22 protein-coding genes and 1 pseudogene are annotated in these 23,940 nt (G+C 64.6%); 11 read left to right on the top strand and 12 right to left on the bottom strand.

Annotated elements, in window-relative coordinates; translation table 11 throughout:
- Window positions 1-81 precede the first annotated feature (81 nt).
- Both OKW29_RS33115 and OKW29_RS33110 read left to right on the top strand, forming a co-directional pair.
- Window positions 82-1,818 (top strand): proline--tRNA ligase, encoded by a 1,737-nt coding sequence (locus OKW29_RS33115; RefSeq protein ID WP_429293968.1) that lies wholly within the window; start codon window positions 82-84, stop codon window positions 1,816-1,818.
- A gap of 12 nt (window positions 1,819-1,830) precedes the next feature.
- Complete coding sequence (locus OKW29_RS33110) at window positions 1,831-2,430, top strand: MarC family protein (protein WP_429293967.1); 600 nt, start codon at window positions 1,831-1,833, stop codon at window positions 2,428-2,430.
- Between the two features lie 100 nt (window positions 2,431-2,530).
- On the opposite strand, the gene OKW29_RS33105 is transcribed toward OKW29_RS33110, so the two are convergent.
- On the bottom strand, window positions 2,531-3,082 hold the full coding sequence (locus OKW29_RS33105) for a hypoxanthine-guanine phosphoribosyltransferase (protein WP_008923084.1): 552 nt from the start codon (window positions 3,080-3,082) through the stop codon (window positions 2,531-2,533).
- Between the two features lie 157 nt (window positions 3,083-3,239).
- Window positions 3,240-4,607 (bottom strand): signal recognition particle protein, encoded by a 1,368-nt coding sequence (gene ffh, locus OKW29_RS33100; protein WP_429293966.1) that lies wholly within the window; start codon window positions 4,605-4,607, stop codon window positions 3,240-3,242.
- Between the two features lie 81 nt (window positions 4,608-4,688).
- On the opposite strand from ffh, the gene OKW29_RS33095 reads away from it, so the two are divergent.
- The 7 genes and pseudogenes from OKW29_RS33095 to OKW29_RS33065 all read left to right on the top strand — a co-directional run bounded on the left by OKW29_RS33095 (window position 4,689) and on the right by OKW29_RS33065 (window position 12,987).
- Window positions 4,689-5,612, top strand: a complete 924-nt coding sequence (locus tag OKW29_RS33095) for a cytochrome C assembly family protein (protein ID WP_187610004.1) — start codon at window positions 4,689-4,691, stop codon at window positions 5,610-5,612.
- A gap of 8 nt (window positions 5,613-5,620) precedes the next feature.
- The gene (locus OKW29_RS33090) at window positions 5,621-5,932 is read left to right on the top strand and encodes a PP0621 family protein (protein WP_090801917.1); all 312 of its coding nucleotides are present in this window, start codon (window positions 5,621-5,623) and stop codon (window positions 5,930-5,932) included.
- Window positions 5,929-6,525 (top strand): 1,6-anhydro-N-acetylmuramyl-L-alanine amidase AmpD, encoded by a 597-nt coding sequence (ampD, locus tag OKW29_RS33085; RefSeq protein WP_429293965.1) that lies wholly within the window; start codon window positions 5,929-5,931, stop codon window positions 6,523-6,525. Before OKW29_RS33090 ends, ampD begins: the two co-directional genes overlap by 4 nt.
- Before the next feature lie 533 nt (window positions 6,526-7,058).
- Window positions 7,059-10,082, top strand: coding sequence for a ribonucleoside-diphosphate reductase subunit alpha (locus tag OKW29_RS33080; RefSeq protein WP_429293964.1), 3,024 nt, complete (start codon window positions 7,059-7,061; stop codon window positions 10,080-10,082).
- A 594-nt stretch (window positions 10,083-10,676) separates the two neighbouring features.
- The gene (locus OKW29_RS33075; RefSeq protein ID WP_429293963.1) at window positions 10,677-11,912 is read left to right on the top strand and encodes a ribonucleotide-diphosphate reductase subunit beta; all 1,236 of its coding nucleotides are present in this window, start codon (window positions 10,677-10,679) and stop codon (window positions 11,910-11,912) included.
- Between the two features lie 87 nt (window positions 11,913-11,999).
- Window positions 12,000-12,316, top strand: a pseudogene (locus OKW29_RS33070) (hypothetical protein).
- Window positions 12,317-12,345: 29 nt separating this feature from the next.
- Entirely contained in the window at window positions 12,346-12,987 is a 642-nt protein-coding gene (locus tag OKW29_RS33065) for a histone H1-like DNA-binding protein (RefSeq protein ID WP_429294986.1), read from the top strand.
- A 223-nt stretch (window positions 12,988-13,210) separates the two neighbouring features.
- Here the strand turns inward: OKW29_RS33065 and OKW29_RS33060 are convergent, their stop codons facing one another.
- The 10 genes from OKW29_RS33060 to OKW29_RS33015 form a co-directional block, all read right to left on the bottom strand.
- Complete coding sequence (locus OKW29_RS33060) at window positions 13,211-13,687, bottom strand: glycine zipper 2TM domain-containing protein (protein ID WP_184022888.1); 477 nt, start codon at window positions 13,685-13,687, stop codon at window positions 13,211-13,213.
- A gap of 25 nt (window positions 13,688-13,712) precedes the next feature.
- Window positions 13,713-14,651 carry a carbohydrate kinase family protein gene (locus OKW29_RS33055; protein ID WP_090801910.1) on the bottom strand — a complete coding sequence of 313 codons (939 nt, stop codon included), beginning with the start codon at window positions 14,649-14,651 and terminating at the stop codon, window positions 13,713-13,715.
- A 95-nt stretch (window positions 14,652-14,746) separates the two neighbouring features.
- Window positions 14,747-15,247: a thiol peroxidase gene (tpx, locus tag OKW29_RS33050; protein ID WP_090801909.1), complete on the bottom strand. Its 501-nt coding sequence runs from the start codon at window positions 15,245-15,247 to the stop codon at window positions 14,747-14,749.
- Between the two features lie 72 nt (window positions 15,248-15,319).
- The gene (locus OKW29_RS33045; RefSeq protein ID WP_429293962.1) at window positions 15,320-16,702 is read right to left on the bottom strand and encodes a zinc-ribbon and DUF3426 domain-containing protein; all 1,383 of its coding nucleotides are present in this window, start codon (window positions 16,700-16,702) and stop codon (window positions 15,320-15,322) included.
- 47 nt (window positions 16,703-16,749) lie between these two features.
- Window positions 16,750-17,652, bottom strand: a complete 903-nt coding sequence (gene prmA / locus OKW29_RS33040; RefSeq protein WP_090801906.1) for a 50S ribosomal protein L11 methyltransferase — start codon at window positions 17,650-17,652, stop codon at window positions 16,750-16,752.
- A 3-nt stretch (window positions 17,653-17,655) separates the two neighbouring features.
- The gene (gene accC / locus OKW29_RS33035) at window positions 17,656-19,020 is read right to left on the bottom strand and encodes an acetyl-CoA carboxylase biotin carboxylase subunit (RefSeq protein ID WP_184006568.1); all 1,365 of its coding nucleotides are present in this window, start codon (window positions 19,018-19,020) and stop codon (window positions 17,656-17,658) included.
- A gap of 116 nt (window positions 19,021-19,136) precedes the next feature.
- On the bottom strand, window positions 19,137-19,610 hold the full coding sequence (gene accB / locus OKW29_RS33030; protein WP_090801903.1) for an acetyl-CoA carboxylase biotin carboxyl carrier protein: 474 nt from the start codon (window positions 19,608-19,610) through the stop codon (window positions 19,137-19,139).
- 78 nt (window positions 19,611-19,688) lie between these two features.
- Complete coding sequence (gene aroQ / locus OKW29_RS33025; protein ID WP_090801901.1) at window positions 19,689-20,144, bottom strand: type II 3-dehydroquinate dehydratase; 456 nt, start codon at window positions 20,142-20,144, stop codon at window positions 19,689-19,691.
- 208 nt (window positions 20,145-20,352) lie between these two features.
- Window positions 20,353-20,913 (bottom strand): TlpA family protein disulfide reductase, encoded by a 561-nt coding sequence (locus OKW29_RS33020; protein ID WP_184022891.1) that lies wholly within the window; start codon window positions 20,911-20,913, stop codon window positions 20,353-20,355.
- Between the two features lie 19 nt (window positions 20,914-20,932).
- On the bottom strand, window positions 20,933-21,583 hold the full coding sequence (locus OKW29_RS33015; RefSeq protein WP_429293961.1) for a UDP-N-acetylmuramate--alanine ligase: 651 nt from the start codon (window positions 21,581-21,583) through the stop codon (window positions 20,933-20,935).
- 188 nt (window positions 21,584-21,771) lie between these two features.
- On the opposite strand from OKW29_RS33015, the gene mpl reads away from it, so the two are divergent.
- Together mpl and OKW29_RS33005 are read left to right on the top strand one after the other, a co-directional pair.
- A complete protein-coding gene (mpl, locus tag OKW29_RS33010) occupies window positions 21,772-23,166 on the top strand; it encodes a UDP-N-acetylmuramate:L-alanyl-gamma-D-glutamyl-meso-diaminopimelate ligase (protein ID WP_429293960.1) in 1,395 nt (464 codons plus the stop codon).
- Window positions 23,163-23,777 carry a YqiA/YcfP family alpha/beta fold hydrolase gene (locus OKW29_RS33005; protein WP_429293959.1) on the top strand — a complete coding sequence of 205 codons (615 nt, stop codon included), beginning with the start codon at window positions 23,163-23,165 and terminating at the stop codon, window positions 23,775-23,777. The genes mpl and OKW29_RS33005 overlap by 4 nt, the downstream gene beginning before the upstream one ends.
- Window positions 23,778-23,940 lie beyond the last annotated feature (163 nt).

The following is a 23,940-nucleotide window of genomic DNA, read 5'->3' as shown; positions in this document are numbered from 1 at the left end:
CGCCGCGGATCTGTGTCGATTTCCCTCATTTTCCCCTTTTCTGGCGGTCCTACCGGAAGCCGCCGCTTTTGGACACCTTGAATGAAAGCTTCCCGTTTCTTTATCGGCACTCTCAAAGAAGCGCCCGCCGACGCCGAAATCATCAGCCACAAGCTCATGGTGCGCGCGGGCATGATCCGTCGCGTCGCGGGCGGTATCTATAACTACCTGCCGGTCGGCCTGCGTTCGATCCGCAAGGTGGAAGCGATCGTGCGTGAGGAAATGAACCGGGCGGGCGCCATCGAGCTGTTGATGCCGGCCGTGCAGCCGGCCGAACTGTGGCAGGAATCGGGGCGCTGGGAGAAGTACGGTCCCGAGTTGCTGCGCTTCAAGGACCGCAAGCAGGCCGATTTCGTGATGGGCCCGACGCACGAGGAAGTGGTCACCGACATCGCGCGCAACCAGATCAAGAGCTATCGCCAACTGCCGGTCAACTTCTATCAGATCCAGACGAAGTTCCGCGACGAGATCCGTCCGCGTTTCGGCGTGATGCGTGGCCGCGAGTTCATCATGAAAGACGCGTACTCGTTCGACAAGGACGCGGAGGGTCTGCGCGAGTCGTATCGCAAGATGTACGACGCGTACGTGCGCATCTTCACGCGCCTCGGTCTGGACTTCCGCGCGGTGGCGGCCGACAACGGCTCGATCGGCGGCAGCGGCTCGCATGAGTTCCATGTGATCGCCGACACCGGCGAAGACGACATCGCGTATTGCCCGACCTCCGATTTCGCCGCGAACGTCGAGGCGGCCGAAGCGCTACCGCTGATCGCAGAGCGCGCGGCGCCGGCAGAAGAGATGAAGAAGACCGCGACGCCCGGCAAGACGAAGTGCGAGGCGGTTGCCGAACTGCTGAACATTCCGCTCGAACGCACGATCAAGTCGGTGGTGCTCGCCACCGAGAACGAAGGCGCCGAGCCGACGATCTGGCTGCTGATGCTGCGTGGCGATCATGATCTGAACGAGATCAAGGCGGCCAAGCTCCCGGGCCTCGGTAATTTCCGCATGGCGACCGAAGCCGAGATCGTCGAGACGTTCGGCACACCGCCGGGCTATCTCGGTCCGATCAACACGAAGAAGCCGGTCAAGGTGATTGCGGACCGCACGGTCGCGAACATGAGCGACTTCGTGGTCGGCTCGAACGACGTCGACTATCACACCACCGGCGTGAACTGGGGCCGCGACCTGCCGGAGCCGGTCGTCGCCGACATCCGCAATGTGAAGAAGGGCGATCCGTCGCCGGACGGCAGGGGCGTGCTCGACATCTGCCGCGGCATCGAAGTGGGCCACGTGTTCCAGCTCGGCACCAAGTATTCCGAAGCGATGAACGCGGCCTGTCTCGACGAAACCGGAAAGCCTCGGCCGATGGAAATGGGCTGCTACGGCATCGGCGTCACGCGGATTCTCGGCGCCGCGATCGAACAGAATTTCGACGACAAGGGCATCATCTGGCCGGAGTCGATTGCGCCGTTCGAAGTCGTGCTGTGCCCGATGGGCTATGACCGCAGCGACGCGGTGCGCGAGCAGGCCGACAAGCTGTACGCGGAACTCGTCGCGGCCGGTATCGACGTGATCCTCGACGATCGCGGCGAGCGGCCGGGCGTGATGTTCGCCGACTGGGAACTGATCGGCGTGCCGCATCGACTGGTGATCGGCGACCGTGGTCTGAAGGACGGCAAGATCGAGTATCAGGGCCGTCGCGAGGCCGAAGCGACGCTGCTGCCGGTCGCGGATGCCGCGCACACCGTGATCGGCAAAGTGCGCGCGGCGCTGGCGAACTAAGCGGAGCGGGCGGTGGAGTACACCTTCCTGTCCGCGACGGTGCTGCTGATCCTGATCACCGATCCGCTCGGCAACATCCCGATCTTCGTCAGCTGTCTGCGCGATGTGTCGCCGGAGCGTCGCACGGTCGTGATCCTGCGCGAGGTCGCGATCGCGTTTGCGATCCTGCTGGTGTTCATGGTGCTCGGGCAGAGCTTTCTGCGCATGATGAGCCTCAGCGACCAGTCGTTGCGGATCGGCGGCGGCATCGTGCTGTTTCTGATTGCGCTGCGCATGGTGTTTCCGCATCCGGACGGTCCGTTCGGCGGCGACGCGCGCGGCGGCGAGCCGCTGATCGTGCCGCTCGCGATTCCTGCGCTAGCGGGTCCGTCGGCGTTGGCGACGGTCATGCTGCTGACCTCGCAGGCGCCGGGCAAGACGTTCGAGTGGGTCGGCGCGCTGACCGTCACGATGATCATCTGTGCGATCGTGCTGATGCTCGCCGAGCGCATTCAGGCGTCGCTCGGTGAACGTGTGATGGCGGCGTTCGAGCGGCTGATGGGGCTCGTGCTCGTCGCGATTTCAGTCGAGATGATGCTCGGTGGAATCCGCTCTTTCGTGCACAAGCTGTGAAACGCGAGCCGGTGCGCGCATTGCCACCGTCGCAGCCATAAAAAAGCAGCCAGGCAGGCTGCTTTTTTTTCGCCGGTAGGGGCGCGGGCGGATGCCCCGCTCACGCTCCCTCGGTCAACGCCCGAATGGTCGGCAGGTTGCGCCAGTAGCCCTTCGCATCCATCCCGCAGCCGAACACGTACCGGTCCGGCACTTCGAAGCCGCAGTAATCGGGGCGCAGCGGTTTCGCCTTCGGAATGATCTTCTCGCACAGCACCGCGGACAGGAAGCGCTTCGCGCCCATCGCGAGGATGCGGTCGCGGATTGCGGCCATCGTCTCGCCTTCGTCGAGGATGTCGTCGAGCACGAGCACCACGCGATCCTTGACCGACTCGGCCGGCGCGACGCGCCATTGCATCTCGTTGCTGCCCTTCGTCGTATTGCGGTAGCGCGTCAGGTGGATGTAGTCGAACTCGAGCGGGAAATCGAGGTGCGGCAGCAGCATGCCGGTGAATACCGCGGCGCCGCCCATCACCGACAGCACGAGCGGGAAGTCCTCGCTCATCTCGTCGCGGATGGCAGCCGCCATGCGGGCGATCGACGCAGTGACGTCCGAGGCCGAAACTATCTCTTCGGAGTGTTGAAAAATATGGAGGGCTTCTTCGCGGTTCATGACGTCTGACGGACGGTAACTGTATACATAGTGTGAGTGGCAACGTCCCGAGGGACGTTCCCGCGAGGGACGGCGCAATGCGCTACAGAATAAACCCGCACGATGCCGAAGTCAGCCGCGCCGCACTCGGCGCGAGCGCGCGCCGGTCCCATCAAGCTTAGCGCATGCCAGGCATCATGCCCTTCATGCCGCGCATCATCTTCTGCAGGTTGCCGCCCTTGAGCTTCTTCATCATCGTGCGCATCTGTTCGTACTGGTTCAGCATGCGGTTGACTTCCTGCACCTGCACGCCCGCACCCGCGGCGATGCGGCGCTTGCGGGTCGCCTTGATCAGTTCGGGCTTGGCGCGCTCGGCCGGCGTCATCGAGTTGATGATGCCTTCCATGCGGCGCATCTGCTTCTCGGCCTGACTCATGTCGGCGCCGGCCGCGGCTTGCTGGAACTGCGCGGGCAGCTTGTCCATCAGCGACGACAGGCCGCCCATGCCCTTCATTTGCGTGAGCTGGGCGCGGAAATCGTTGAGGTCGAAGTCGCCGCCTTTCTTGACCTTGTCGGCGAGCTTCTGCGCGGCCTGCACGTCGACGCCGCGCTGCGCTTCCTCCACCAGCGCGAGAATGTCGCCCATGCCGAGAATCCGGCTCGCCATGCGGTCCGGGTGGAACACTTCGAGGCCGTCGAGTTTTTCGGCGACACCCACGAACTTGACCGGCTTGCCAGTCACGTGACGCACCGAGAGCGCCGCGCCACCGCGCGAATCACCGTCGAGCTTGGTGAGCACGACGCCGGTGAGCGGCAGCGCGTCGCTGAACGCCTTCGCGGTGTTGACCGCGTCCTGGCCGAGCATCGCGTCGACGACGAACAGCGTTTCCGCCGGCTTCAGCTCGGCGTGCAGCGCGGTGATTTCGTTCATCATCACCTCGTCGATACCGAGACGGCCGGCCGTGTCGACGAGCAGCACGTCGTGATAGTGGCGCTTGGCCCAGTCGAGCGCGGCGCGGGCAATGTCGACCGGCTTCTGGTTCAGCTCCGACGGGAAGAAGTCCGCGCCGACCTGCTCGGTCACCGTTTTCAGCTGCGCGATGGCGGCGGGACGATAGACGTCGCACGAAACGGTCAGCACCTTCTTCTTGTGCTTCTCGCGCAGCAGCTTGGCGAGCTTGCCGACCGTGGTCGTTTTGCCGGCGCCCTGCAGACCCGCCATCAGGATGATCGCGGGCGGCGCGACGGCGAGATTGAGCTCGGAGGCCTTGCCTTCGTAATCGCCGCCGATCACCGCGGTCAGTTCGCGCTGCACGACGCCGACGAGCGCCTGACCCGGCGACAGGCTGGAGATCACTTCCTCGCCGAGCGCCTTCTCCTTGACCTTCGCGATGAACTCGCGCACGACGGGCAGCGCCACGTCGGCCTCGAGCAGTGCGAGACGCACCTCGCGCAGCATTTCCTGGGTGTTCGCCTCGGTGAGCCGGGCTTCGCCGCGCAGCGTCTTGACGACGCGCGCCATCCGTTGAGTCAGATTGTCGAGCATGGGGAGCGATGAACGGTGGGGCCCGCGCAGCGCGCGAAGCGCAAGACGTCGCGGAGTAGGGCCCTAGTGTAAACTTCGAATATGGATATTGTACTGTATGCCCTCACCGCGCTTCTCTATGGCGGTCTTGCCGTGGCCGGCTGGCGCTCGCACCGGCACGCGGCCGTGCGGCCGCTGCTCGAGAGCGTGCCGCCGCTGCCCGGACATGCCGCCAACGCGGGCGCTCTGGTGGCCTCGGGCATGAGCGCGCCCGGGCGCGCGCTGCTGTTCGTCGCGCTGCTCGCTCACGGCGTGCTGCTCCATACCACGATCTTCCCGCAGAACGCGATGGTGTTCGGCTTCGCGTTCGCGCTGTCGGCGATGTTCTGGCTCGGCGCCGGCATCTACTGGATCGAGAGTTTCTTTTTCCCGCTCGACGGACTGCGCCTGCTGGTGTTGCCACTCGCGTGCGTCGCGTCGCTGCTGCCGCTCGCGTTCGGCGGCGTGCGCGTGCTGCCGTATGCGGCCGCGCCGATGTTCAAGCTGCACTTCCTGATTGCGAATATCGCGTACGGTCTATTCGCGATCGCGGCGCTGCACGCGGTGCTGATGCTGGCGGTCGAGCGGCGTCTGCATTCGATGCGCGGTGGTCTCGCGCAAAGGCACGCGGCGGCGGACAATGGCTGGTGGTCGAGTTGGCTCGACGCGCTGCCGCCGCTGCTCACGCTCGAGAAGCTGCTGTTCCGTCTGATCGGCGCCGGCTTCGTGCTGCTCACGCTGACGCTGCTGTCGGGCATCCTGTTCAGCGAGCAGTTGATCGACCGCGCATTGCGGCTCGATCACAAGACCGTGTTCGCGATTCTTTCGTGGGTGATGTTCGGCGCGCTGCTGACCGCGCGCAAGGTGTCCGGCTGGCGCGGCCGTGCGGCATTGCGCTGGGTGCTGGCCTCGTTCGTCGCGCTGTTGCTCGCGTACGTCGGCAGCCGTTTTGTTTTCGAGGTGCTGTTGCACCGGCCCGTGGTGTGAGTGTCCCCATGCGACAAATCTTTTTGCTGATTCTGCTGTTCATCGTCGGTCAATGGCTCGTGAAGGCGCTGCGCCGCCACGACGCGCAATCCGCGCAACGCACCGGTGCCGGCGGCGCCAACGCTGCCGGCACCGCGAATGGCGGCGCGCGTTCTTCGAATGGGCAACAGCCGCAGCTTGCCGAGCCGATGATCCGCTGCGTCGAGTGCGGCGTGCACGCACCGAAGAGCGACTCGGTCAGCGTCGCGGGGCAGGCGTTCTGCTGCGCCGCGCACGCGCAGCGCCACGGCGCGCGTCCGAGCGGCCGCGACGCCCGATGAGCGGCGCGTACACCGTCGATGCCGACGGTTGGGTTCCTGCCGCACGCAAGCTTGCCTCGCCAAACTTCGAAGCGCGGCCGCAAGGCGCGCTGCCGACGCTGATCGTCGTTCACAACATCAGCCTGCCGCCGAACCAGTTCGGCGGCACCGCGATTGCCGAGCTGTTCCAGAACGCGCTCGACTGCAACACTCACCCGTACTACGACACGCATCTGCGCGGCGTGCGCGTGTCCGCGCATTTCGTGATTCATCGCGATGGCGCACTCGAGCAGTTCGTGTCGTGCAACGAGCGCGCGTGGCACGCGGGGCCGTCGAATTTTTTCGGCCGCGAGCGCTGCAATGATTTCTCGATCGGCATCGAGCTCGAAGGCAGCGACACCACCGCCTTCGAAGCGGCGCAATACCGCACGCTCGCCGCGCTCGTCAGAGCACTGACGGCACGCTATCCGATCGACGCGCTTGCCGGCCACTCCGACATCGCACCCGGTCGCAAGACCGATCCCGGTCCGTATTTCGAGTGGCCGCGACTGCAGCGCGACACGTTGCTCGACGGTCGGTATTTCCCCTATCTCAAGTTTCCCGAAACGCGGTAACCCCTTCGCACGATCTTGCGTGATCCCCGGAGAACGAGGCGCAGCCTGCTTCTCCGGGGAGCTTCTGCGCGCCGCGTGAAGCAAAAGTCAAGACTGCGAGCGCAAATAAAACCTTTTGACCTGTCTCGAAACTCCACTATACTTGGTGCCGACAACTGAGTTTCGCACTATATCTTGTGTTGTGCTGTGAATAACCATGTGCATAACCGAGTGAATAAGAGTGGATAAGTCTGCGGCGTCCCGCTCCCCGAGCATGGCAGCGCAAGCATTCCAGACAGCGAAAAAAATTCCTGGGGCGCAGCCGGTAGGGGATCTCCGGCCGCATCCAGAAGCATTCAGGAAAGGACCAGCCAGTGATCGCGACCGACCCGATGAAGACCGTCATCAAATCGAACCAGGCTTCCTCGCAGATGCATCCCACCAACCGGCGTCGCCGGCCTTCCTGCACCTCATCGCACGCGCACGCGGCGGCGCGGCGTTCGATTTAATCCGCGGCACTCGCCGCAATATTTCCAAGACCAGGAGCTTTGCACATGCAAACCACCGACAACGTGACGACCCGTTACGAGGGCTCACCGACTGGCCAGACCTTCGGCCAGACCCAAGGCGCGCAGGCGCTCGCGCCGCAAGCGAATTACGCCGACTACAAGGTGATCCGCCGCAACGGCAGCGTGGTGTCGTTCGAGCCGTCGAAAATCGCGATCGCCGTGACGAAGGCGTTCCTCGCCGTCAACGGTGGTCAGGGCGCGGCGTCGGCACGGGTGCGCGAACTGGTCGAACAACTCACGCTGAACGTGGTGCGCGCGCTGGTGCGCAGCCGTCCGAATGGCGGCACGTTCCATATCGAAGACATTCAGGATCAGGTCGAACTCGCGCTGATGCGCGGCGGCGAACACAACGTCGCGCGTGCTTACGTGCTGTATCGCGAGAAGCGCAACCAGGTGCGCGCGCATGACGCTCATGAAGGTCAGACAGCGGAAAGCGCCAGCACCCCGGGCCTGAACGTGACCGACAACGGCATCACGCGTCCGCTGGACATGGCTGCGCTGCGCGGCATCATCGAGTCCGCGTGCGCGAACCTCGGCGACGCCGTAAGCGCCGAGCCGATCGTCGCGGAAACGGTGAAGAACCTGTACGACGGCGTGCCGATGAGCCAGGTGTACGACTCGGCGATCCTCGCTGCCCGTACGATGATCGAAAAGGACCCGGCCTACAGCCAGGTCACCGCGCGCATCCTGCTGCATACGATCCGCCGCGAGATTCTCGAAGAGGAAGTCACGCAAGCCGAGATGGGCGAGCGCTACGCCGAGTACTTCCCGCAGTTCATCAAGCGCGGCGTGCAAGCCGAGCTGCTCGACGACAAGCTGCTGCAGTTCGACCTGAAGCGCCTCGGGGCCGCGCTCGACGCGAACCGCGACCTGCAGTTCGGCTACCTCGGTCTGCAGACGCTGTACGACCGCTACTTCCTGCATCACGACAACGTGCGTATCGAAATGCCCCAGGCATTCTTTATGCGTGTCGCGATGGGTCTGTCGCTGAACGAGATCGACCGCGAAGCGCGCGCGATCGAGTTCTACAACGTGCTGTCGAGCTTCGACTTCATGAGTTCGACGCCGACGCTGTTCAACTCCGGCACGCGCCGCTCGCAGCTGTCGTCTTGCTACCTGACCACGGTCGACGACGACCTCGACGGCATCTACGAAGCGCTGAAGGAAAACGCGCTGCTGTCGAAGTTCGCCGGCGGCCTCGGCAACGACTGGACGCGTGTGCGCGCGCTCGGCTCGCACATCAAGGGCACCAACGGCAAGTCGCAGGGCGTGGTGCCGTTCCTGAAGGTCGTCAACGACACGGCGGTCGCCGTGAACCAGGGCGGCAAGCGCAAGGGCGCGGTGTGCGCGTACCTCGAATCGTGGCACCTCGACATCGAGGAATTCCTCGAGCTGCGCAAGAACACCGGCGACGACCGTCGTCGCACGCACGACATGAACACCGCGAACTGGATTCCCGATCTGTTCATGAAGCGCGTGATGGAAGGCGGCGACTGGACGCTGTTCTCGCCGTCCACCTGCCCGGACCTGCACGACAAGTTCGGCGCCGAGTTCGAAACGGCTTACACGGCTTACGAAGACAAGGTCGCGCGCGGCGAGATCAAGCTGTTCAAGAAGATCCCGGCGGCGCAACTGTGGCGCAAGATGCTGGGCATGCTGTTCGAAACCGGCCATCCGTGGATCACGTTCAAGGATCCGTGCAACGTGCGCTCGCCGCAGCAGCACGTCGGCGTCGTCCACTCGTCGAACCTGTGCACGGAAATCACGCTGAACACGAGCGACGCCGAAATCGCCGTCTGCAATCTCGGCTCGGTGAACCTCGTCGCGCACCTGAAGGAGCAGGCCGACGGCACGCTCGCGCTCGACCACGACAAGCTGAAGCGCACGGTCAGCGTCGCGATGCGCATGCTCGACAACGTGATCGACATCAACTACTACGCGGTCGCCAAGGCGCGTAACTCGAACCTGAAGCACCGTCCGGTCGGCCTCGGCATCATGGGCTTCCAGGACTGCCTGCACGTGCTGCGCACGCCGTACGCGTCGCAGGAAGCGGTCGAGTTCGCCGATCGCTCGATGGAAGCGGTTTGCTACTACGCGTATTACGCGTCGACCGAGCTTGCCGAAGAGCGCGGCCGCTACTCGAGCTACCGCGGTTCGCTGTGGGATCGCGGCATCCTCCCGCAGGATTCGGTGGCGCTGCTCGCCGAGGCGCGCGGCGGTTATGTCGAGGTCGATTCGAGCGAGTCGATGGACTGGCCCGCGCTGCGCTCGCGTATCTCGACCTACGGCATGCGCAACTCGAACTGCGTCGCGATCGCGCCGACCGCGACGATCTCGAACATCATCGGCGTGTCGGCGTGCATCGAGCCGACCTATCAGAACCTGTACGTGAAGTCGAACCTGTCGGGCGAGTTCACGGTGGTCAACGACTACCTGGTGCGCGACCTGAAGGCGCGCGGCCTGTGGGACGAAGTGATGGTCGCCGACCTGAAGTACTTCGACGGCACGCTGTCGCGCATCGACCGCATCCCGGCCGACCTGCGCGCGATCTACGCGACCGCGTTCGAAGTCGATCCGGTGTGGCTCGTCGAGTCGGCTTCGCGTCGTCAGAAGTGGATCGACCAGGCGCAGTCGCTGAACATCTACATGGCGGGCGCATCGGGCAAGAAGCTCGACGAGATCTACAAGCTCGCATGGCTGCGCGGACTGAAGACCACCTACTACCTGCGCACGATGGCGGCGACGCACGTCGAGAAGTCGACGGTCGCGCACGGCGCGCTGAACGCGGTGAGCTCGGGTCATGACGGCTCGGGTGGCGCAGGCGGCGCGGCAGGCGGCTTCGGCGTGGGCGGTGGCGCGGCGGGTGGTGTGGGCGGCGGCTTGCAGGCTGCTGCAGCGGTCGCAGCGACTGCCGCGGTCGCGGTCGACGCGGCACCCGAAGCGGATGGTCCGGTCTGCATGATGCGTCCGGGCGATCCTGGCTTCGACGAGTGCGAGGCTTGCCAGTAAAGATTGGCAAGCAGCGGGAGCGATGCTTGCTAACTGCACGCGAGGGTCGTAGGTGGTGATCCGCAGGCGGTGAGCGACGCGCCCCGTCGATGAAGTAGAAAGCAGGTCGACGAGCGGTGAGCAGTATCGAAGTCTCACCGCTCGTCGATGCAATGAAGCAACCCAGCCGTTGGCAACACCAGACGATCGCACGACATGGCATCGCACCTCGACCGCCAACGCTGACGCATCACGCTCGACACGGCTCACCGCCGACTCTCGCGATGCGCGGCTCGTTCGGCATCGATCAGTCGATCAGTCCATCGATCAGTCGGCGGATGCCGTGAACGCACTGCGCAATACATATAGATAGAGCAACGAAACGTCGTGTCGAAACGTTGCTCTTCGAGTTCGCGAAGGACCTCGGCAACACATGTTGAACTCGCGTTCATCACGCGTCACTCGATGCGTCACTGCATGGGTCACACGCGGCATGTCGAACAAAGTGTTGTATGAACGTAGCAACGCGAATCGAAAACAGGAATTTTCGCGAGTGAACTCTTTTATCGCTCGTGAAAAGATGGTACAAACCGTTCTAAATTGATGGTGACATTTATGCTCAACTGGGATGACGAGATCACTGCCGTAACTCCCTCGAGCGCGACGCAACCGAACGTGTTGCGCAACGCTGCGGGGTCGGCTGTGGATTCGCAAATCGGAACGCGTTCCGCGCCGCATGCTCCCTCCGCTCAAGAAGTCTTCGCGAACGACGTCGCTGTCGCTCCCGTCGCTCATATTGGCAACGCGGTTGCCAACGCGGCGGCCGCTTCCGAAGCGCGCGTCAATGTCGCCGACAAGCGCATCATCAACGGCCAGACTGACGTCAATCAGTTGGTGCCGTTCAAGTACAAGTGGGCTTGGGAAAAGTATCTGGCGGGTTGCGCCAACCACTGGATGCCGCAGGAAGTGAACATGTCGCGCGACATCGCCCTGTGGAAAGACCCGAACGGGCTGACCGAAGACGAGCGCCGCGTCGTCAAGCGCAACCTGGGTTTCTTCGTGACGGCAGATTCCCTCGCCGCCAACAACATCGTGCTGGGCACCTACCGCCACATCACGGCGCCCGAATGCCGCCAGTTCCTGCTGCGCCAGGCGTTCGAAGAGGCGATCCACACGCACGCTTACCAGTACATCGTCGAGTCGCTCGGTCTGGACGAGGGCGAAATCTTCAACGCGTATCACGAGGTCCCGTCGATCCGCGCGAAAGACGAATTCCTGATTCCGTACATCCACGTGCTGACCGACCCGGCCTTCAAGACCGGTACGCTCGAAGCAGACCAGACGCTGCTGCGCTCGCTGATCGTGTTCGCCTGTGTGATGGAAGGCCTGTTCTTCTACGTCGGCTTTACGCAAATCCTGGCGCTCGGCCGCCAGAACAAGATGACCGGCGCGGCGGAGCAGTACCAGTACATCCTGCGTGACGAGTCGATGCACTGCAACTTCGGCATCGACCTGATCAACCAGATCAAACTCGAAAACCCGCACCTGTGGACGGCCGGATTCCGCGCCGAAATTCGCGCGATCTTCCAGCAGGCGGTCGAGCTCGAATACCGCTACGCCGAAGATACGATGCCGCGCGGCGTGCTCGGCCTCAACGCGTCGATGTTCAAGAGCTATCTGCGCTTCATCTGCAACCGCCGTTGCCAGCAGATCGGTCTCGATCCGCTGTACCCGAACGAGGAAAACCCGTTCCCGTGGATGAGCGAGATGATCGATCTGAAGAAGGAACGCAATTTCTTCGAGACGCGAGTGATCGAATATCAGACTGGCGGTGCGCTTTCCTGGGAGTAAGCCGGGATTCGTATCGCGGATGTATTCATTGATGGGGATGCCGCCGCATGTGGCCGCGGCGCCCCGGGTTAGGAGCAGAACGGCCTGATGCAAAGCGTGCCCGGTGCCTTGACGGCCCACAAACATGACAGGCACTTTGCGGACCCTTCAGTGGGATGGGCAAACTTCCCCCGGAAAAAGCCGCTGGCGTCGTTGCCGGCGGCCCGATCAAGCAATTGCCGGCGTCGCCTTGCGACGCCGACCAGATTTGGCGCGCGGTGCCTTCGGGCACGGCGCGCCTTACCGCATTCATTAGCGTAAGCGCGCCGCACCTGCGTACGCCGATGAATAGCCCGCTTCGTAGCGCGCGCCCTGAGAAGCGTCCGCGGGAAGCGGGTTTTGACGAAGGGTGTAGTTTGAACTGACCTCATCTGAAAACCTGAAGGAGAAAATGATGGCAACTGCAAAGAAGGCCGCGGCCAAGAAGCCCGCAGCAAAGAAGACCGCAGCAAAGAAGGCTGCTCCGGCTAAGAAGGCTGCTCCGGCCAAGAAGGTCGCCGCGAAGAAGGTCGCAGTGAAGAAGGTCGCAGTGAAGAAGGTCGCCGCGAAGAAGGTTGCAGCGAAGAAGGTCGCGGCGAAGAAGGCAGCACCGGCGAAGAAAGCCGCAGTGAAGAAGGTCGCGGCGAAGAAGGTTGCAGCCAAGAAGGTCGCGGCGAAGAAGGCAGCACCGGCGAAGAAAGCCGCGGTGAAGAAGGTCGCAGCGAAGAAGGTCGCAGCGAAGAAGGCAGCACCGGCGAAGAAGGCCGCAGCGAAGAAGGCAGCACCGGCGAAGAAGGTCGCGGCGAAGAAGGCCGCTGCCAAGAAGGCGGCGCCTGCCAAAAAGGCTGCAGCCAAGAAAGCTGCACCTGCCAAGAAGGCTGCCGCGAAGAAGGCCGCTGCGCCTGCGAAGAAGGCTGCCCCTGCGAAGAAGGCTGTCGCCAAGAAGGCCGCGCCTGCTCCCGCTGCGCCTGCTGTCTCGAGCGCACCGGCGGCGACGGTGAAGACCGCGCTGAACCCGGCAGCGGCATGGCCGTTCCCGACGGGCAGCCGTCCGTAAGTAGTAGCAGTAAGTCGACACATCGTACGATGTGTCGGATGACCGGGTCGTGCTCGATTTCTTGCGGGCGCCACCCGGTCAATGACCCGTTACCGGTGTGCTGGTGGCGGGTTTTTTTTGCCCGTCGTCCCGAAAAGAAAAAAACGCATGGACCCGTGAGGACCCATGCGTGTGAAGTCGTCGTCGCGGCGCTGAACTACGCGCCGCCGCGCGGGAGGTGCGCTTAGTGTGTGATGCGCGTGACGCCGCCGCTCGACAGCAGCCTCACGCGATCGCCGGCGCGGAAGATTTCGCCGGTAGCAGTTTGGGTGACGGCGCGCATGTCGCCGTTGTCGAGGCGCACGGTGATTTCGATACCGTCGCGCATGGCGACGCGGTTTTCGATTGCATTGCCGGCGACCGCACCGCCGATGCCGCCGACGATACCCGTCGCGACCGAGCCACGTCCGCCGCCGATCGTGCTGCCGGCGAGCGCGCCGAGCGCCGCGCCACCGAGTGCGCCGATGCCGATCGGCTGACCGTCGTTCGTGCTGATCCGCACCGCGCGCACGCTCTCCACCGTGGCCATGCGAACCGTCTGTTCACGCTGCGCCTGCGAGGCGGTGAAAACGTCGGGAGAGCTGCTGTTGACCGCACACCCCGACATGGCCAGCGAACCGGCGATCAAGGTGACGACGATCAGGCGACTCGATGTTCTCATTCCCAAACTCCCATAGCACGCGATATCAGTGCAGGTCGTATCCGAAGGCCTGCTTGAACCGCTCGTTGATTTCCGCCCGACTGGGCGCGTAGTTTTGCGGGCCTTGATGCTCGATCTTCAGTGCGCCCATCAGGCTGGCGAGACGGCCGGTCGTGGCCCACCCGAGACCCTTCTCGATACCGTAGAGCAAGCCACCGCGAAACGCGTCGCCGCAGCCGGTGGGATCGAGCACCTGCCTGGCCGTTACCGCCGGAATCTCTTCGATACCGCCGCCGTGATGGATCTGCGCACCCTTCTCGCCGAGCGTGATGATCAGCGCGTCGACCTTGCCGGCGATCTGTTCGATCGACCAGCCGGTCTTGTTGCTCACCAGCGCGGCTTCGTAATCGTTGACCGCTACATAAGTAGCAAGTTCAATGATGCGCCGCAGCGTCTCGCCGTCGAACAGCGGCAAGCCCTGGCCCGGATCGAAGATGAACGGCACGCCTGCGGCGGCAAGCTGTTCGGAGTGCTGGACCATGCCGTCATAGCCGTCCGGCGCGACGATGCCGAGCGTCAGGCCCGCCACTTCGTCGGCGCGGTTCTGATGCGACTGCATCATCGCGCCCGGATGGAAAGCGGTGATCTGGTTGTTCTCGAGGTCGGTCGTGATCATCGCCTGCGCCGAGTAGGTGTCGGGCACGACGAGCACGTTTTCCGTCGACAGGCCGAGCTGCGCGAGCCGGTCCAGATAGAGCTGTGCGTCGACGGCGCCGATCGCGCCCATGATGCGTGCGTCGCCGCCGAGCAGATTCAGCGCATAGGCGATGTTGCCCGCGCAGCCGCCGAACTCGCGACGCATGGTCGGCACGAGAAAGCTTACGTTCAGGATGTGGACCTGCTCCGGCAGGATGTGCTCCCGAAAGCGGCCTTCGAAGGTCATGATGTTGTCGTACGCGAGCGAGCCGCAGATGAGCGTAGCCAAGGCGAGCGTTCCTGTATGAAAGCGGTGGGAAGAGACGCGCCGCGCCGACGGCGCCGCGCGCGAGGCGCGGCGCCGTGGTTCGCGCGCGAGAGGGCTTACTTCAGCGCGGCGAGCGCTGCGTCGTAGTTCGGCTCGTTCTTGATCTCGCCGACCAGCTCGGCGTGCACGACCTTGTCGTTTTCGTCGAGCACGACGACCGCGCGCGCGGTCAGGCCGGTCAGCGGACCGCTCGTCACGTCGACGCCGTACGCTTGCGCGAACTCATGGCCGCGGAACGTCGACGCGGTCACCACGTTCTCGATGCCCTCGGTCGTGCAGAAGCGCGACGCCGCGAACGGCAGGTCGCCCGACACGACGATCACGGCCGTGTTGCTGAGCTTCGCGGCGGCTTCGTTGAACTTGCGCGTCGACGTCGCGCAGGTCGGCGTGTCGAGACTCGGGACGATGTTGAGCACCTTGCGCTTGCCGGCGAAGTCGGCGAGCGTCAGCGGCTTCAGGTCTCGGCCGATCAGCGAGAATGCGGCGGCCTGCTGGCCGACCGACGGGAACGTGCCGCTTACTTCGATCGGGTTGCCACCCAGCGTGACTTGACTCATGTGTTGTGCTCCGAAAAGGGCGTCAGTGATGACAATGATGCGCCCGCTCGGGAGCGGGCGCGCGAGGGTGCGTTACGGATAAAAAATCTGTACGCGAAAATTGGAGGCAATCGCGCTGCCGGTGTCGAGGTGCACGATCATCGTCTGCGTCGCGTGCGCGGGCAGGCCGGACGCGATCACGGTGCCGGGCGGCACGTAATCCTGCGGCCACAGCACCCGCCGCACGGCGACGTTGTTCTGATCGTCGAGCAGCGTGAGTTCGATCGCGGGGTAGGCGAGCGCGATGTTCAGGCGGTTGTGCAGCGGCATCTTCAACTCGAGCTTGTGCGGGCCGTCGATCTGCCGCAGATCGGAGGGCTCGACCAGCAGGCCTTCGATGTCGTGCGGCGGCGTCAGCTGACAGCCGAGATGCGCGCAGGCCTGCGCGTACAGGATCTGCGAGCGCGGCAGGTTGACCATCACGGTCTCGCGTTGCCACCACGCGAGTTGCGCGAGCAGCGCAATGAAGAGCAGCGCGGCGAGCACCACGCCGGCGACGATCCAGCCGACGCGTCCGGCGTCCACCGGGCGGGTTTCGCGCACGACCGGGAACGGATCGTCGCCATCGCTGACGGGCGGATTGACCGAGAATGGCTCGCCGCTCGATGGGGCGAGCGACGGACCGCCCGGCGGGCGCGGGCCGCCGGGACCGCCGGCGCCCGAAGCACCTGCGGCACCCATGCCTGCGGCGGCGCCGAAGCCGCCCACGCCCCCACCGACCGGGCCGAAGTGCGGCTCGTTGTCGGGCATGCCATGCAGACTTGCTGGTTCGCGCAGCGCCGGTTCATCGAGCGTGGACGGCTCCGGGCGTTCGATCTTGTGCCAGACGCGCGGCGCTTCGCCTTCGACTCGCGGTGGGGGAGCAGGCGCGGTGGGCGGGACGACAGGCGGTTCATCGACCGCGTTGTCGGCGGGATAGGCGAAGGGTTCGAGCGGCGCGTCGGCCAGCGTCGGCTCATCGTCCGCGGGTAGCGGTGCCGTGAAAGCGCCGGCGCGCAATTCCGGTTCGGTCGCCTGGCGACGAGTGCCCGATGTGACGGGTGCGTGCTCGTTGCCGCCAAGCGGCAGCGGCGCGAGCGGCACGCTGCTCGCGTGGTCGCGCAAACGGGCATCGAGCGTGCTGCGGGAAATGCTGGTGGAGTCTTGTTCCGAAGCCGGCGCCCACGGGTCCCACGCGTCGCCGCTGAAGTCCGGGTTGGGTTGCCGCACACCCGACAGCGCTTCGATTGCCGCCGCGGCGGCAACCGGTTTGGCCGTGGAAAAATCGCCGCCTTCGGAGACGTCGAACAGACTGCTCGACGCGTCGAAGACTTCCTGGCAATGCCCGCACCGCACGAGGCCGCGGCGCTGCGCAAGCTGCGCCGGTTGCAGAAGGAAGACAGTTTCGCAGAAGGGGCAACGCGTTGCCAGGTGCATATCGAGCCGTTGAGCCTGAGGCCGTTAGGTTGACAATACGCCTTATTCTAATTGCTTTCGCGGCGCGTTCCGGCGAGGCACACCCAACCTTCATGTTCGCGCCACACGCTGATATCGATCCAGCGCGCGTAGACCTGCGCGACCTCCTCGGCCTGGCGGGCGAGAATGCCCGACAGCGCGATGTGGCCGCCCGGCTTCACCTTCGACGACAGCATCGACGCCATCAGCTTGAGCGGATTGGAGAGAATGTTCGCGACCACGACGTCGAATTCGCCGGCGGGACAGGCGTCGGGCAGGCCATAGGTGACTTCGGCGTGATTGCGTTCGCTATTGTGACGCGCCGATTCGACCGCCTGCGGATCGATATCGATGCCGATCACCGGATCGGCGCCGCACTTCTTCGCGAGAATCGCGAGGATGCCCGAGCCGCAGCCGTAGTCGAGCACGGACTGGCCGGGCTTGATCGACTGCTCGATCCACTCCATGCACAGACGCGTGGTGGGGTGGCTGCCGGTGCCGAACGCGAGACCCGGATCGAGTTCGAGCACGAGCGCGTCGGGGTCCGGCGCATCGTGCCACGACGGCACGACCCAGATGCGCTCGCCGATCTGGATCGGATCGAACTGCGACTGCGTGAGCCGCACCCAGTCCTGCTCCTCGACCTCGCGCACGGTATATGCCGGCGCGGCATCGAGTCCGATCTCGTTGGCCGCGGCGGTCAGCAGCACAGCCGGATCGTGTTCCGGCGCGAGCAGCGCGATCACACGCGAATGCTGCCATGCCGTGCGATCCGGCGTGAGGCCGGGCTCGCCGAACAGCGGCTGCTCGTCGGGCGTGTCGGCGTCGGCGTCTTCGACCGACACCGACAACGCGCCCAGCTCGAGCAGCGCGTCGGACAATTCCTCCGCGTGCTCGCGCGCCAGTTCGGCAACCAGTTCCCGATAGCTCATGACTTACGCTTCTTCCGCGACCTGCTGACGCGCGGCCAGCCGGTTTTCGAGGTAGTGGATGCTGGTGCCGCCTTCGACGAACTTCGCGTCGAGCATCAGTTCACGGTGCAGCGGGATGTTGGTCTGAATACCTTCGACCACCATTTCCGACAGCGCGATGCGCATCCGCATGATCGCCTGTTCGCGCGTGGCGCCGTAAGCGATCAGCTTGCCGATCATCGAATCGTAGTTCGGCGGCACGAAATAACCATTGTAGGCGTGCGAATCGACGCGGATGCCGGGACCGCCCGGCATATGCCACGAGGTCAGGCGTCCCGGTGACGGCGTGAACTTGAACGGATCTTCGGCGTTGATCCGGCATTCGATTGCATGGCCGCGGAACTGGATGTCGCGCTGACGGAACGTGAGCTTCTCGCCGGCCGCGATGCGGATCTGTTCCTGCACGATGTCGACACCGGTGATCAGTTCGGTCACCGGATGCTCGACCTGTACGCGCGTGTTCATCTCGATGAAGTAGAACTCGCCGTTTTCATACAGGAACTCGAAGGTGCCCGCGCCGAGATAGCCCATCTTCTTGCACGCGTCCGCGCAACGATCGCCGATACGGTCGATCAGGCGACGCGCGATGCCCGGCGCCGGCGCTTCCTCGATCACCTTCTGGTGACGGCGTTGCATCGAGCAGTCGCGCTCGCCGAGCCACACGGCGTTCTTGAACGAGTCGGCCAGCACCTGGATTTCGATGTGCCGCGGGTTCTCGAGGAATTTCTCCATGTAGACCTGCGGGTTGCCGAACGCGCGGCCGGCTTCCTCGCGGGTCATGATGACCGCGTTGACGAGCGCCGCTTCCGTGTGGACCACGCGCATGCCGCGGCCGCCGCCGCCGCCAGCCGCCTTGATGATGACCGGATAGCCGATCTGGCGGGCGATCTTCACGATCTCCTTCGGATCGTCCGGCAGCGCGCCTTCCGAACCCGGCACGCAAGGCACGCCGGTCTTGATCATGGTCTGCTTGGCCGTGACCTTGTCGCCCATCATGCGGATCGTTTCCGGACGCGGGCCGATGAAGGTAAAGCCGGACTGCTCGACGCGCTCGGCGAAGTCGGCGTTCTCCGACAGGAAGCCGTAGCCGGGGTGGATCGCTTCGGCGTCGGTGACTTCGGCCGCGCTGATCAGCGCGGGCATGTTCAGATAGCTCAGATTCGACGGTGCCGGGCCGATGCAGACCGCCTCGTCGGCGAGCTTCACGTACTTGGCTTCCTTGTCGGCTTCCGAATAGACGACGACCGTCTTGACGCCGAGCTCGCGGCAGGCGCGCTGGATACGAAGCGCGATCTCGCCACGATTGGCAATGAGGATTTTTTCAAACATAGCGGGTTTTCGACTCATCAATAGGCGCCGGGTCGGTCACGACGCCGGCTGCCGCAGAGGATCGGTCGCGCGCCTCGGGACGAGCGGCGCGCGGGCGGCAAATAGTGCGTGCCGCGTTAGCCGACCACGAACAGCGGTTGGCCGTATTCGACCGCCTGGCCATTTTCGACGAGGATTTCCTTGACCACGCCGGACTTGTCCGACTCGATCTCGTTGAGCAGCTTCATCGCTTCGATGATGCAGATGGTCTGGCCTTCCTTGACCGTGTCACCGACCTGCACGAACGGATCGGCGCCCGGCGACGGCGCGCGGTAGAACGTGCCGACCATCGGCGAGGTGACGACGTGACCCTGCGGTGCGGCGGCGGCCGGCGTGGCCGGAGCGCCCGCGGGGGCTGCCGGTGCTTCGACAGCGCCGAACGGTGCCGGTTGTGCGAATTGCGGTACGGCGTATGAGGCGGACGGTTGGACGTAAACCGGCGGCGCATTCTTGACGATGCGGACCTTGCCTTCGCCCTCGGTCACTTCGAGTTCGGAAATACCGGACTCCGAAACGAGGTCGATCAGAGTTTTGAGTTTACGTAGATCCATCAGGGTGCCCCTTTTCAATGCGTAGTGTGCCGGCGTGTGCAAGTCGCAGTAGCCGGCTCAAATTGGACGTGTTTGGATTCAGCCGCGCGACGACCCGGCCGCGAGCCGGTCGAGCGCGAATTCGAGCGCGTACAGATACCCCTTCCAGCCGAGGCCGCAAATGACGCCCTCAGCCTGGTCGGAGAAATACGAGTGATGCCGGAACGGTTCGCGGCGATGCACGTTCGACAGATGAATCTCGACGAACGGGATGCCGACTCCCGCCAGTGCGTCGCGAATGGCCACGCTCGTGTGTGTGTACGCGGCGGGATTGATCAGGATGAAATCGGTTTGCTCGGTGCGGGCCGCCTGAATACGGTCGACCAGTGCGCCTTCGTGATTGCTCTGAAACGACGCGAGTTCGACGCCTGCGTCGGCTGCGCGGTCCGCCAGCGCCTGATCGATCTGCGGCAGGGTCACGCGACCGTAGACCTCGGGTTCCCGGCTGCCGAGAAGATTGAGGTTGGGTCCGTGCAGTACCAGCAGTCGCGTCATGGTCGCTTCTTTTTCCGTGGAATTGCGCGCACTTTAGCGCTGATTAGAGAAACTTGTCTAGTTTCGCGCGCGTACGCGGCGACGGCCGGCGCGGGCCGCGGCGCAGCCTTGGGTCCAACTTCACTCAAATTCGGGAATTATCCGTGTATTTTTGCTCGTTCTGCACGGAATCGCATGCCAAAAAGCGCAGCGTGGGAAATCGGGAAATTTACAGCGCGTCGAGCGTCTGACGCAGCGCCGTCGGGTCGATCTGGCCCAATTTTGTCGAGCGGATGTTGCCTTTTGCGTCGATCACGACGGTAAACGGCAAACCGCCCGCATTGTTGCCGAACGCGCGCGCGAGGTCGGCGCCCCCGAAGCCGGTCACGTAGACGGGGTACGCGACCTTGACCTTCTGCAGGAAGGTCTGGATGTTCTTTTCCGAGTCGACGCCGAGGCCGACGAACTGGATGCCTTTCTTCGCATACTCGCGCTGGATCTGCGACAGCGCCGGCATTTCCTCGACGCACGGAGCGCACCACGACGCCCAGAAGTTGACGACGATCGGGTGGCCCTTGAGCAGGCTCAGCGACTGCGGTTTGCCGTCGACGTTCGTGACCGGCGCGGTCCACAGTTGCTGCACGGGACTCGCAGAGGTGGCAGGCTGCGCTCCGGCCTGCGCCGCGTACGCGACGTCGGAACCGCGATTGAGCCAGTGATTGGCCAGTACGCCGCCGCCCGCGGCAATCAGCGCGACGACCGCGCCCGCCAGCATACGTCTCGTGTTCATCGTGCTCCGTTCTGTCTGATCAATTGGTGAAGGACGGCACTTCGTCGCCGTCGAGCAGCGCCTGCACCGCCGGCAAATTGGCCCGCGCCGTGCGGCCGCGCGCGTCGGCGCGTACCGCGCCACGCAGGTCGTCGGTTTCGTACAGCGCGACGTGGATGCCGACCGGCTCGGCGTTGCGCTCGCCCGCGGGGCGCCACAGAAAGCTCAGCGTCTCCACGTAGCCGCGGCCCGCGAAGTGGCGCGTTTCCGACACGTCGTACTGGATGTTTGCATTGAGCATGTAGATCGCGACTTCCTTCGGGTTGTCGCAAAACACCTGCAGATGCACATCCGAATGCTCGCCGGCCGTACCGCCGAGCACCGCGCCCGTCAGATACGGATTGAACGGCGCGAGCCGCTCCATCCAGTCGACCGCGATCATGCGCAGGCGCCGCAGCAGCGCCGGCTGGCTGTCGCTCTGGAACAGCGCCTGATATTCGCGGATTTCTTCTTCGATCTGATCGTTGTCCGGCAGCCATTCGCCGGCAACACGAGTCTCGCCGACGACCTGCCGGGCCGCCTTGCGCTTCGCGCTGGCGTAATCCAGGCCGTCTTCGGCAATCAGGCGTGCCGCCGCGATTGCGATTTCCTCGCGCAGGCGCTGCGGGTCGAAATGTGATTTGCGGACCATCCTTGCATGATACTCGATCGAGCCTGCGACGCGGTTCGGCGGCCCGCACGGGGCGGCGCCGGGCGTGGCCGGCAGGGGGCAGCGCGCGTCGCGTCGGTTACAATAGGCGTCCTTTGCAGACGGTCGTTCCGACCGTCCTGTGGCTCTCTCATCCCTCGCAAGAAACGCCCCCGCGGCACGACAGGCTTATGCATATCCACATCCTCGGCATCTGCGGCACCTTCATGGGCGGTCTCGCGGTGCTCGCGCGCAATGCGGGCCACACGGTGACCGGCTGCGACGCCGGCGTCTATCCGCCGATGAGCACGCAGCTCGAGGCGCAAGGCATCGGTCTGATCGAGGGTTATGACGCGGACCAACTGAACGGCCTGAACGCGGATCTATTCGTGATCGGCAACGTGGTCACGCGCGGCAACCCGCTGATGGAAGCGATTCTGGACCGCGGCCTGCCGTACGTGTCCGGTCCGCAGTGGCTCGGCGAGCACGTGCTGAACGGCAAATGGGTGCTGGCCGTGGCCGGCACGCACGGCAAGACCACCACGAGCTCGATGCTGACCTGGCTGCTCGAAGATGCGGGCCTGAACCCGGGCTTCCTGATCGGCGGTGTGCCGCTGAATTTCGGCGTGTCGGCGCGGCTCACCGATTCGAGCTTCTTCGTGATCGAAGCCGACGAATACGACACCGCGTTCTTCGATAAACGCTCGAAGTTCGTCCATTACCGCCCGAAAACGGCGGTGCTGAACAATCTCGAATTCGATCACGCCGACATCTTTTCTGATCTCGCCGCGATCGAAACGCAGTTCCATCATCTGATCCGCACGGTGCCACGCCTCGGCCGCGTCGTCACGAACGGCCGCGAGGACGCGCTCGAGCGCGTACTGACGCGCGGCTGCTGGAGCGAGGTCGAGCGCTTCGGCGTCCAGGGCGGCTGGGAGATCCAGGCGGCGGAGCAGGGCGTGCCCGTCGACGAACGCTTCGCCGTCTATCACAACGGCGAGCGCGTCGGCGTGGTCGACTGGCAGGTGCAGGGCGAGCATAACCGCCTGAACGCGCTCGCCGCGATCGCCGCCGCGCGCCATGTCGGCGTGCCGCCCGCGCAGGCCGCGAAGTCGCTGTCCGGCTTTCGCAACGTGAAGCGCCGCATGGAAGTGCGTGGCAGCGTCGAGGGTGTGACCGTGTACGACGACTTCGCGCATCACCCCACCGCGATCGAGACGACGGTGGCCGGCCTGCGCGCGCGGGTCGGCCGCGACAACACGCGAATCCTTGCGGTGCTGGAACCACGCTCGAACACGATGAAGCTCGGCGTGATGAAAGCGCAACTGCCGGCGAGCCTCGCCGACGCCGATCTCGTGTTCGGCTACGGCGCGCCGAGCGGCCGCGACGCGCTCGGCTGGAACCTCGGCGAAGCGCTCGCGCCGCTCGACGGCAAGGCGCAGGCGTTCGACAACCTCGACGCGCTCGTGAAGGCGGTGGTCCACGCGGCGCGCCCCGGCGACCAGATTCTGGTGATGAGCAACGGCGGCTTCGGCGGCGTGCATCAGAAACTGCTCGACGGTCTTTCGACGCGAGGCGCGTCGTGATTCTGTATCTGCACGGTTTCCGTTCGTCGCCGAATTCGTTCAAGGCGCGCCTGCTCGCGGCGCGTCTCGCCGAGCTGGGTCGCGCCGACGAGTGGTGCTGCCCGATGCTGCCGGTGTCGCCGTTCGAAACCGTGGCGCTCGCCGAATCGCTGGTCGCCGACGCACGCGCGAAGGGCGATGCGCGGCAGGTGACCGTGATCGGCAGTTCGCTCGGCGGCTACTTCGCCACCCATCTGGCCGAGAAACACGGCTGGCCGGCCGTGTTGTTGAACCCGGCGGTCGCGCCGCAGCGCGACCTGAGCGCGTATCTCGGCGAGCAGCCGTTGTGGCACGGTGGCGGAAGCATCGTCGTCGAGCTGCATCATCTGGATGAATTGCGCGCGCTCGGCGTCGCGTCGATCACGCAGCCCAAACGCTATTATTTGATGGCAGCCACCGGCGACGAAGTCCTCGACTACCGCGAAATGCTCGCGCACTATTTGGGCGCGCGCACCACGCTGATCGAGGGCAGCGACCACGCGATCAGCGAGTTCGCGCAGTATCTCGACGACGTGCTGGCCTTTTGCGACGCCGAACACGTCGAGCCGCCGGCGCCGCGCGCGGCGGCCTGACGGCACGCAAGAGCGGCGGCATCGAACCCTGCCAGGACGTCAGTCGGAAAGACACACCGACCGCCATCGCTGGTCGCAAGATTCAACCCGCTGGCACGCGCAGTGCGCGCCGCGGATTCACTATCACGAACAGGTTGCCGTGCCGCGCATGCAGTGATCGATC

The organism is Paraburkholderia sp. CI3, from assembly GCF_050436505.1.
Lineage (GTDB): Bacteria > Pseudomonadota > Gammaproteobacteria > Burkholderiales > Burkholderiaceae > Paraburkholderia > Paraburkholderia tuberum.
Note: the sequence above shows the minus strand (reverse complement) of the source record. Positions and strands in the feature narration are given on the sequence as shown.

What these genes read in the sequence shown, in the direction of transcription:
- OKW29_RS33115 (WP_429293968.1), top strand. Translation starts at nt 82, where the DNA reads ATGAAAGCTTCCCGTTTCTTTATCGGCACTCTCAAAGAAGCGCCCGCC.
- OKW29_RS33105 (WP_008923084.1), bottom strand. Translation starts at nt 3,082, where the DNA reads ATGAACCGCGAAGAAGCCCTCCATATTTTTCAACACTCCGAAGAGATA.
- ffh (WP_429293966.1), bottom strand. Translation starts at nt 4,607, where the DNA reads ATGCTCGACAATCTGACTCAACGGATGGCGCGCGTCGTCAAGACGCTG.
- OKW29_RS33095 (WP_187610004.1), top strand. Translation starts at nt 4,689, where the DNA reads ATGGATATTGTACTGTATGCCCTCACCGCGCTTCTCTATGGCGGTCTT.
- OKW29_RS33090 (WP_090801917.1), top strand. Translation starts at nt 5,621, where the DNA reads ATGCGACAAATCTTTTTGCTGATTCTGCTGTTCATCGTCGGTCAATGG.
- ampD (WP_429293965.1), top strand. Translation starts at nt 5,929, where the DNA reads ATGAGCGGCGCGTACACCGTCGATGCCGACGGTTGGGTTCCTGCCGCA.
- OKW29_RS33080 (WP_429293964.1), top strand. Translation starts at nt 7,059, where the DNA reads ATGCAAACCACCGACAACGTGACGACCCGTTACGAGGGCTCACCGACT.
- OKW29_RS33075 (WP_429293963.1), top strand. Translation starts at nt 10,677, where the DNA reads ATGCTCAACTGGGATGACGAGATCACTGCCGTAACTCCCTCGAGCGCG.
- OKW29_RS33065 (WP_429294986.1), top strand. Translation starts at nt 12,346, where the DNA reads ATGGCAACTGCAAAGAAGGCCGCGGCCAAGAAGCCCGCAGCAAAGAAG.
- OKW29_RS33060 (WP_184022888.1), bottom strand. Translation starts at nt 13,687, where the DNA reads ATGAGAACATCGAGTCGCCTGATCGTCGTCACCTTGATCGCCGGTTCG.
- tpx (WP_090801909.1), bottom strand. Translation starts at nt 15,247, where the DNA reads ATGAGTCAAGTCACGCTGGGTGGCAACCCGATCGAAGTAAGCGGCACG.
- OKW29_RS33045 (WP_429293962.1), bottom strand. Translation starts at nt 16,702, where the DNA reads ATGCACCTGGCAACGCGTTGCCCCTTCTGCGAAACTGTCTTCCTTCTG.
- prmA (WP_090801906.1), bottom strand. Translation starts at nt 17,652, where the DNA reads ATGAGCTATCGGGAACTGGTTGCCGAACTGGCGCGCGAGCACGCGGAG.
- accC (WP_184006568.1), bottom strand. Translation starts at nt 19,020, where the DNA reads ATGTTTGAAAAAATCCTCATTGCCAATCGTGGCGAGATCGCGCTTCGT.
- accB (WP_090801903.1), bottom strand. Translation starts at nt 19,610, where the DNA reads ATGGATCTACGTAAACTCAAAACTCTGATCGACCTCGTTTCGGAGTCC.
- aroQ (WP_090801901.1), bottom strand. Translation starts at nt 20,144, where the DNA reads ATGACGCGACTGCTGGTACTGCACGGACCCAACCTCAATCTTCTCGGC.
- OKW29_RS33020 (WP_184022891.1), bottom strand. Translation starts at nt 20,913, where the DNA reads ATGAACACGAGACGTATGCTGGCGGGCGCGGTCGTCGCGCTGATTGCC.
- OKW29_RS33015 (WP_429293961.1), bottom strand. Translation starts at nt 21,583, where the DNA reads ATGGTCCGCAAATCACATTTCGACCCGCAGCGCCTGCGCGAGGAAATC.
- mpl (WP_429293960.1), top strand. Translation starts at nt 21,772, where the DNA reads ATGCATATCCACATCCTCGGCATCTGCGGCACCTTCATGGGCGGTCTC.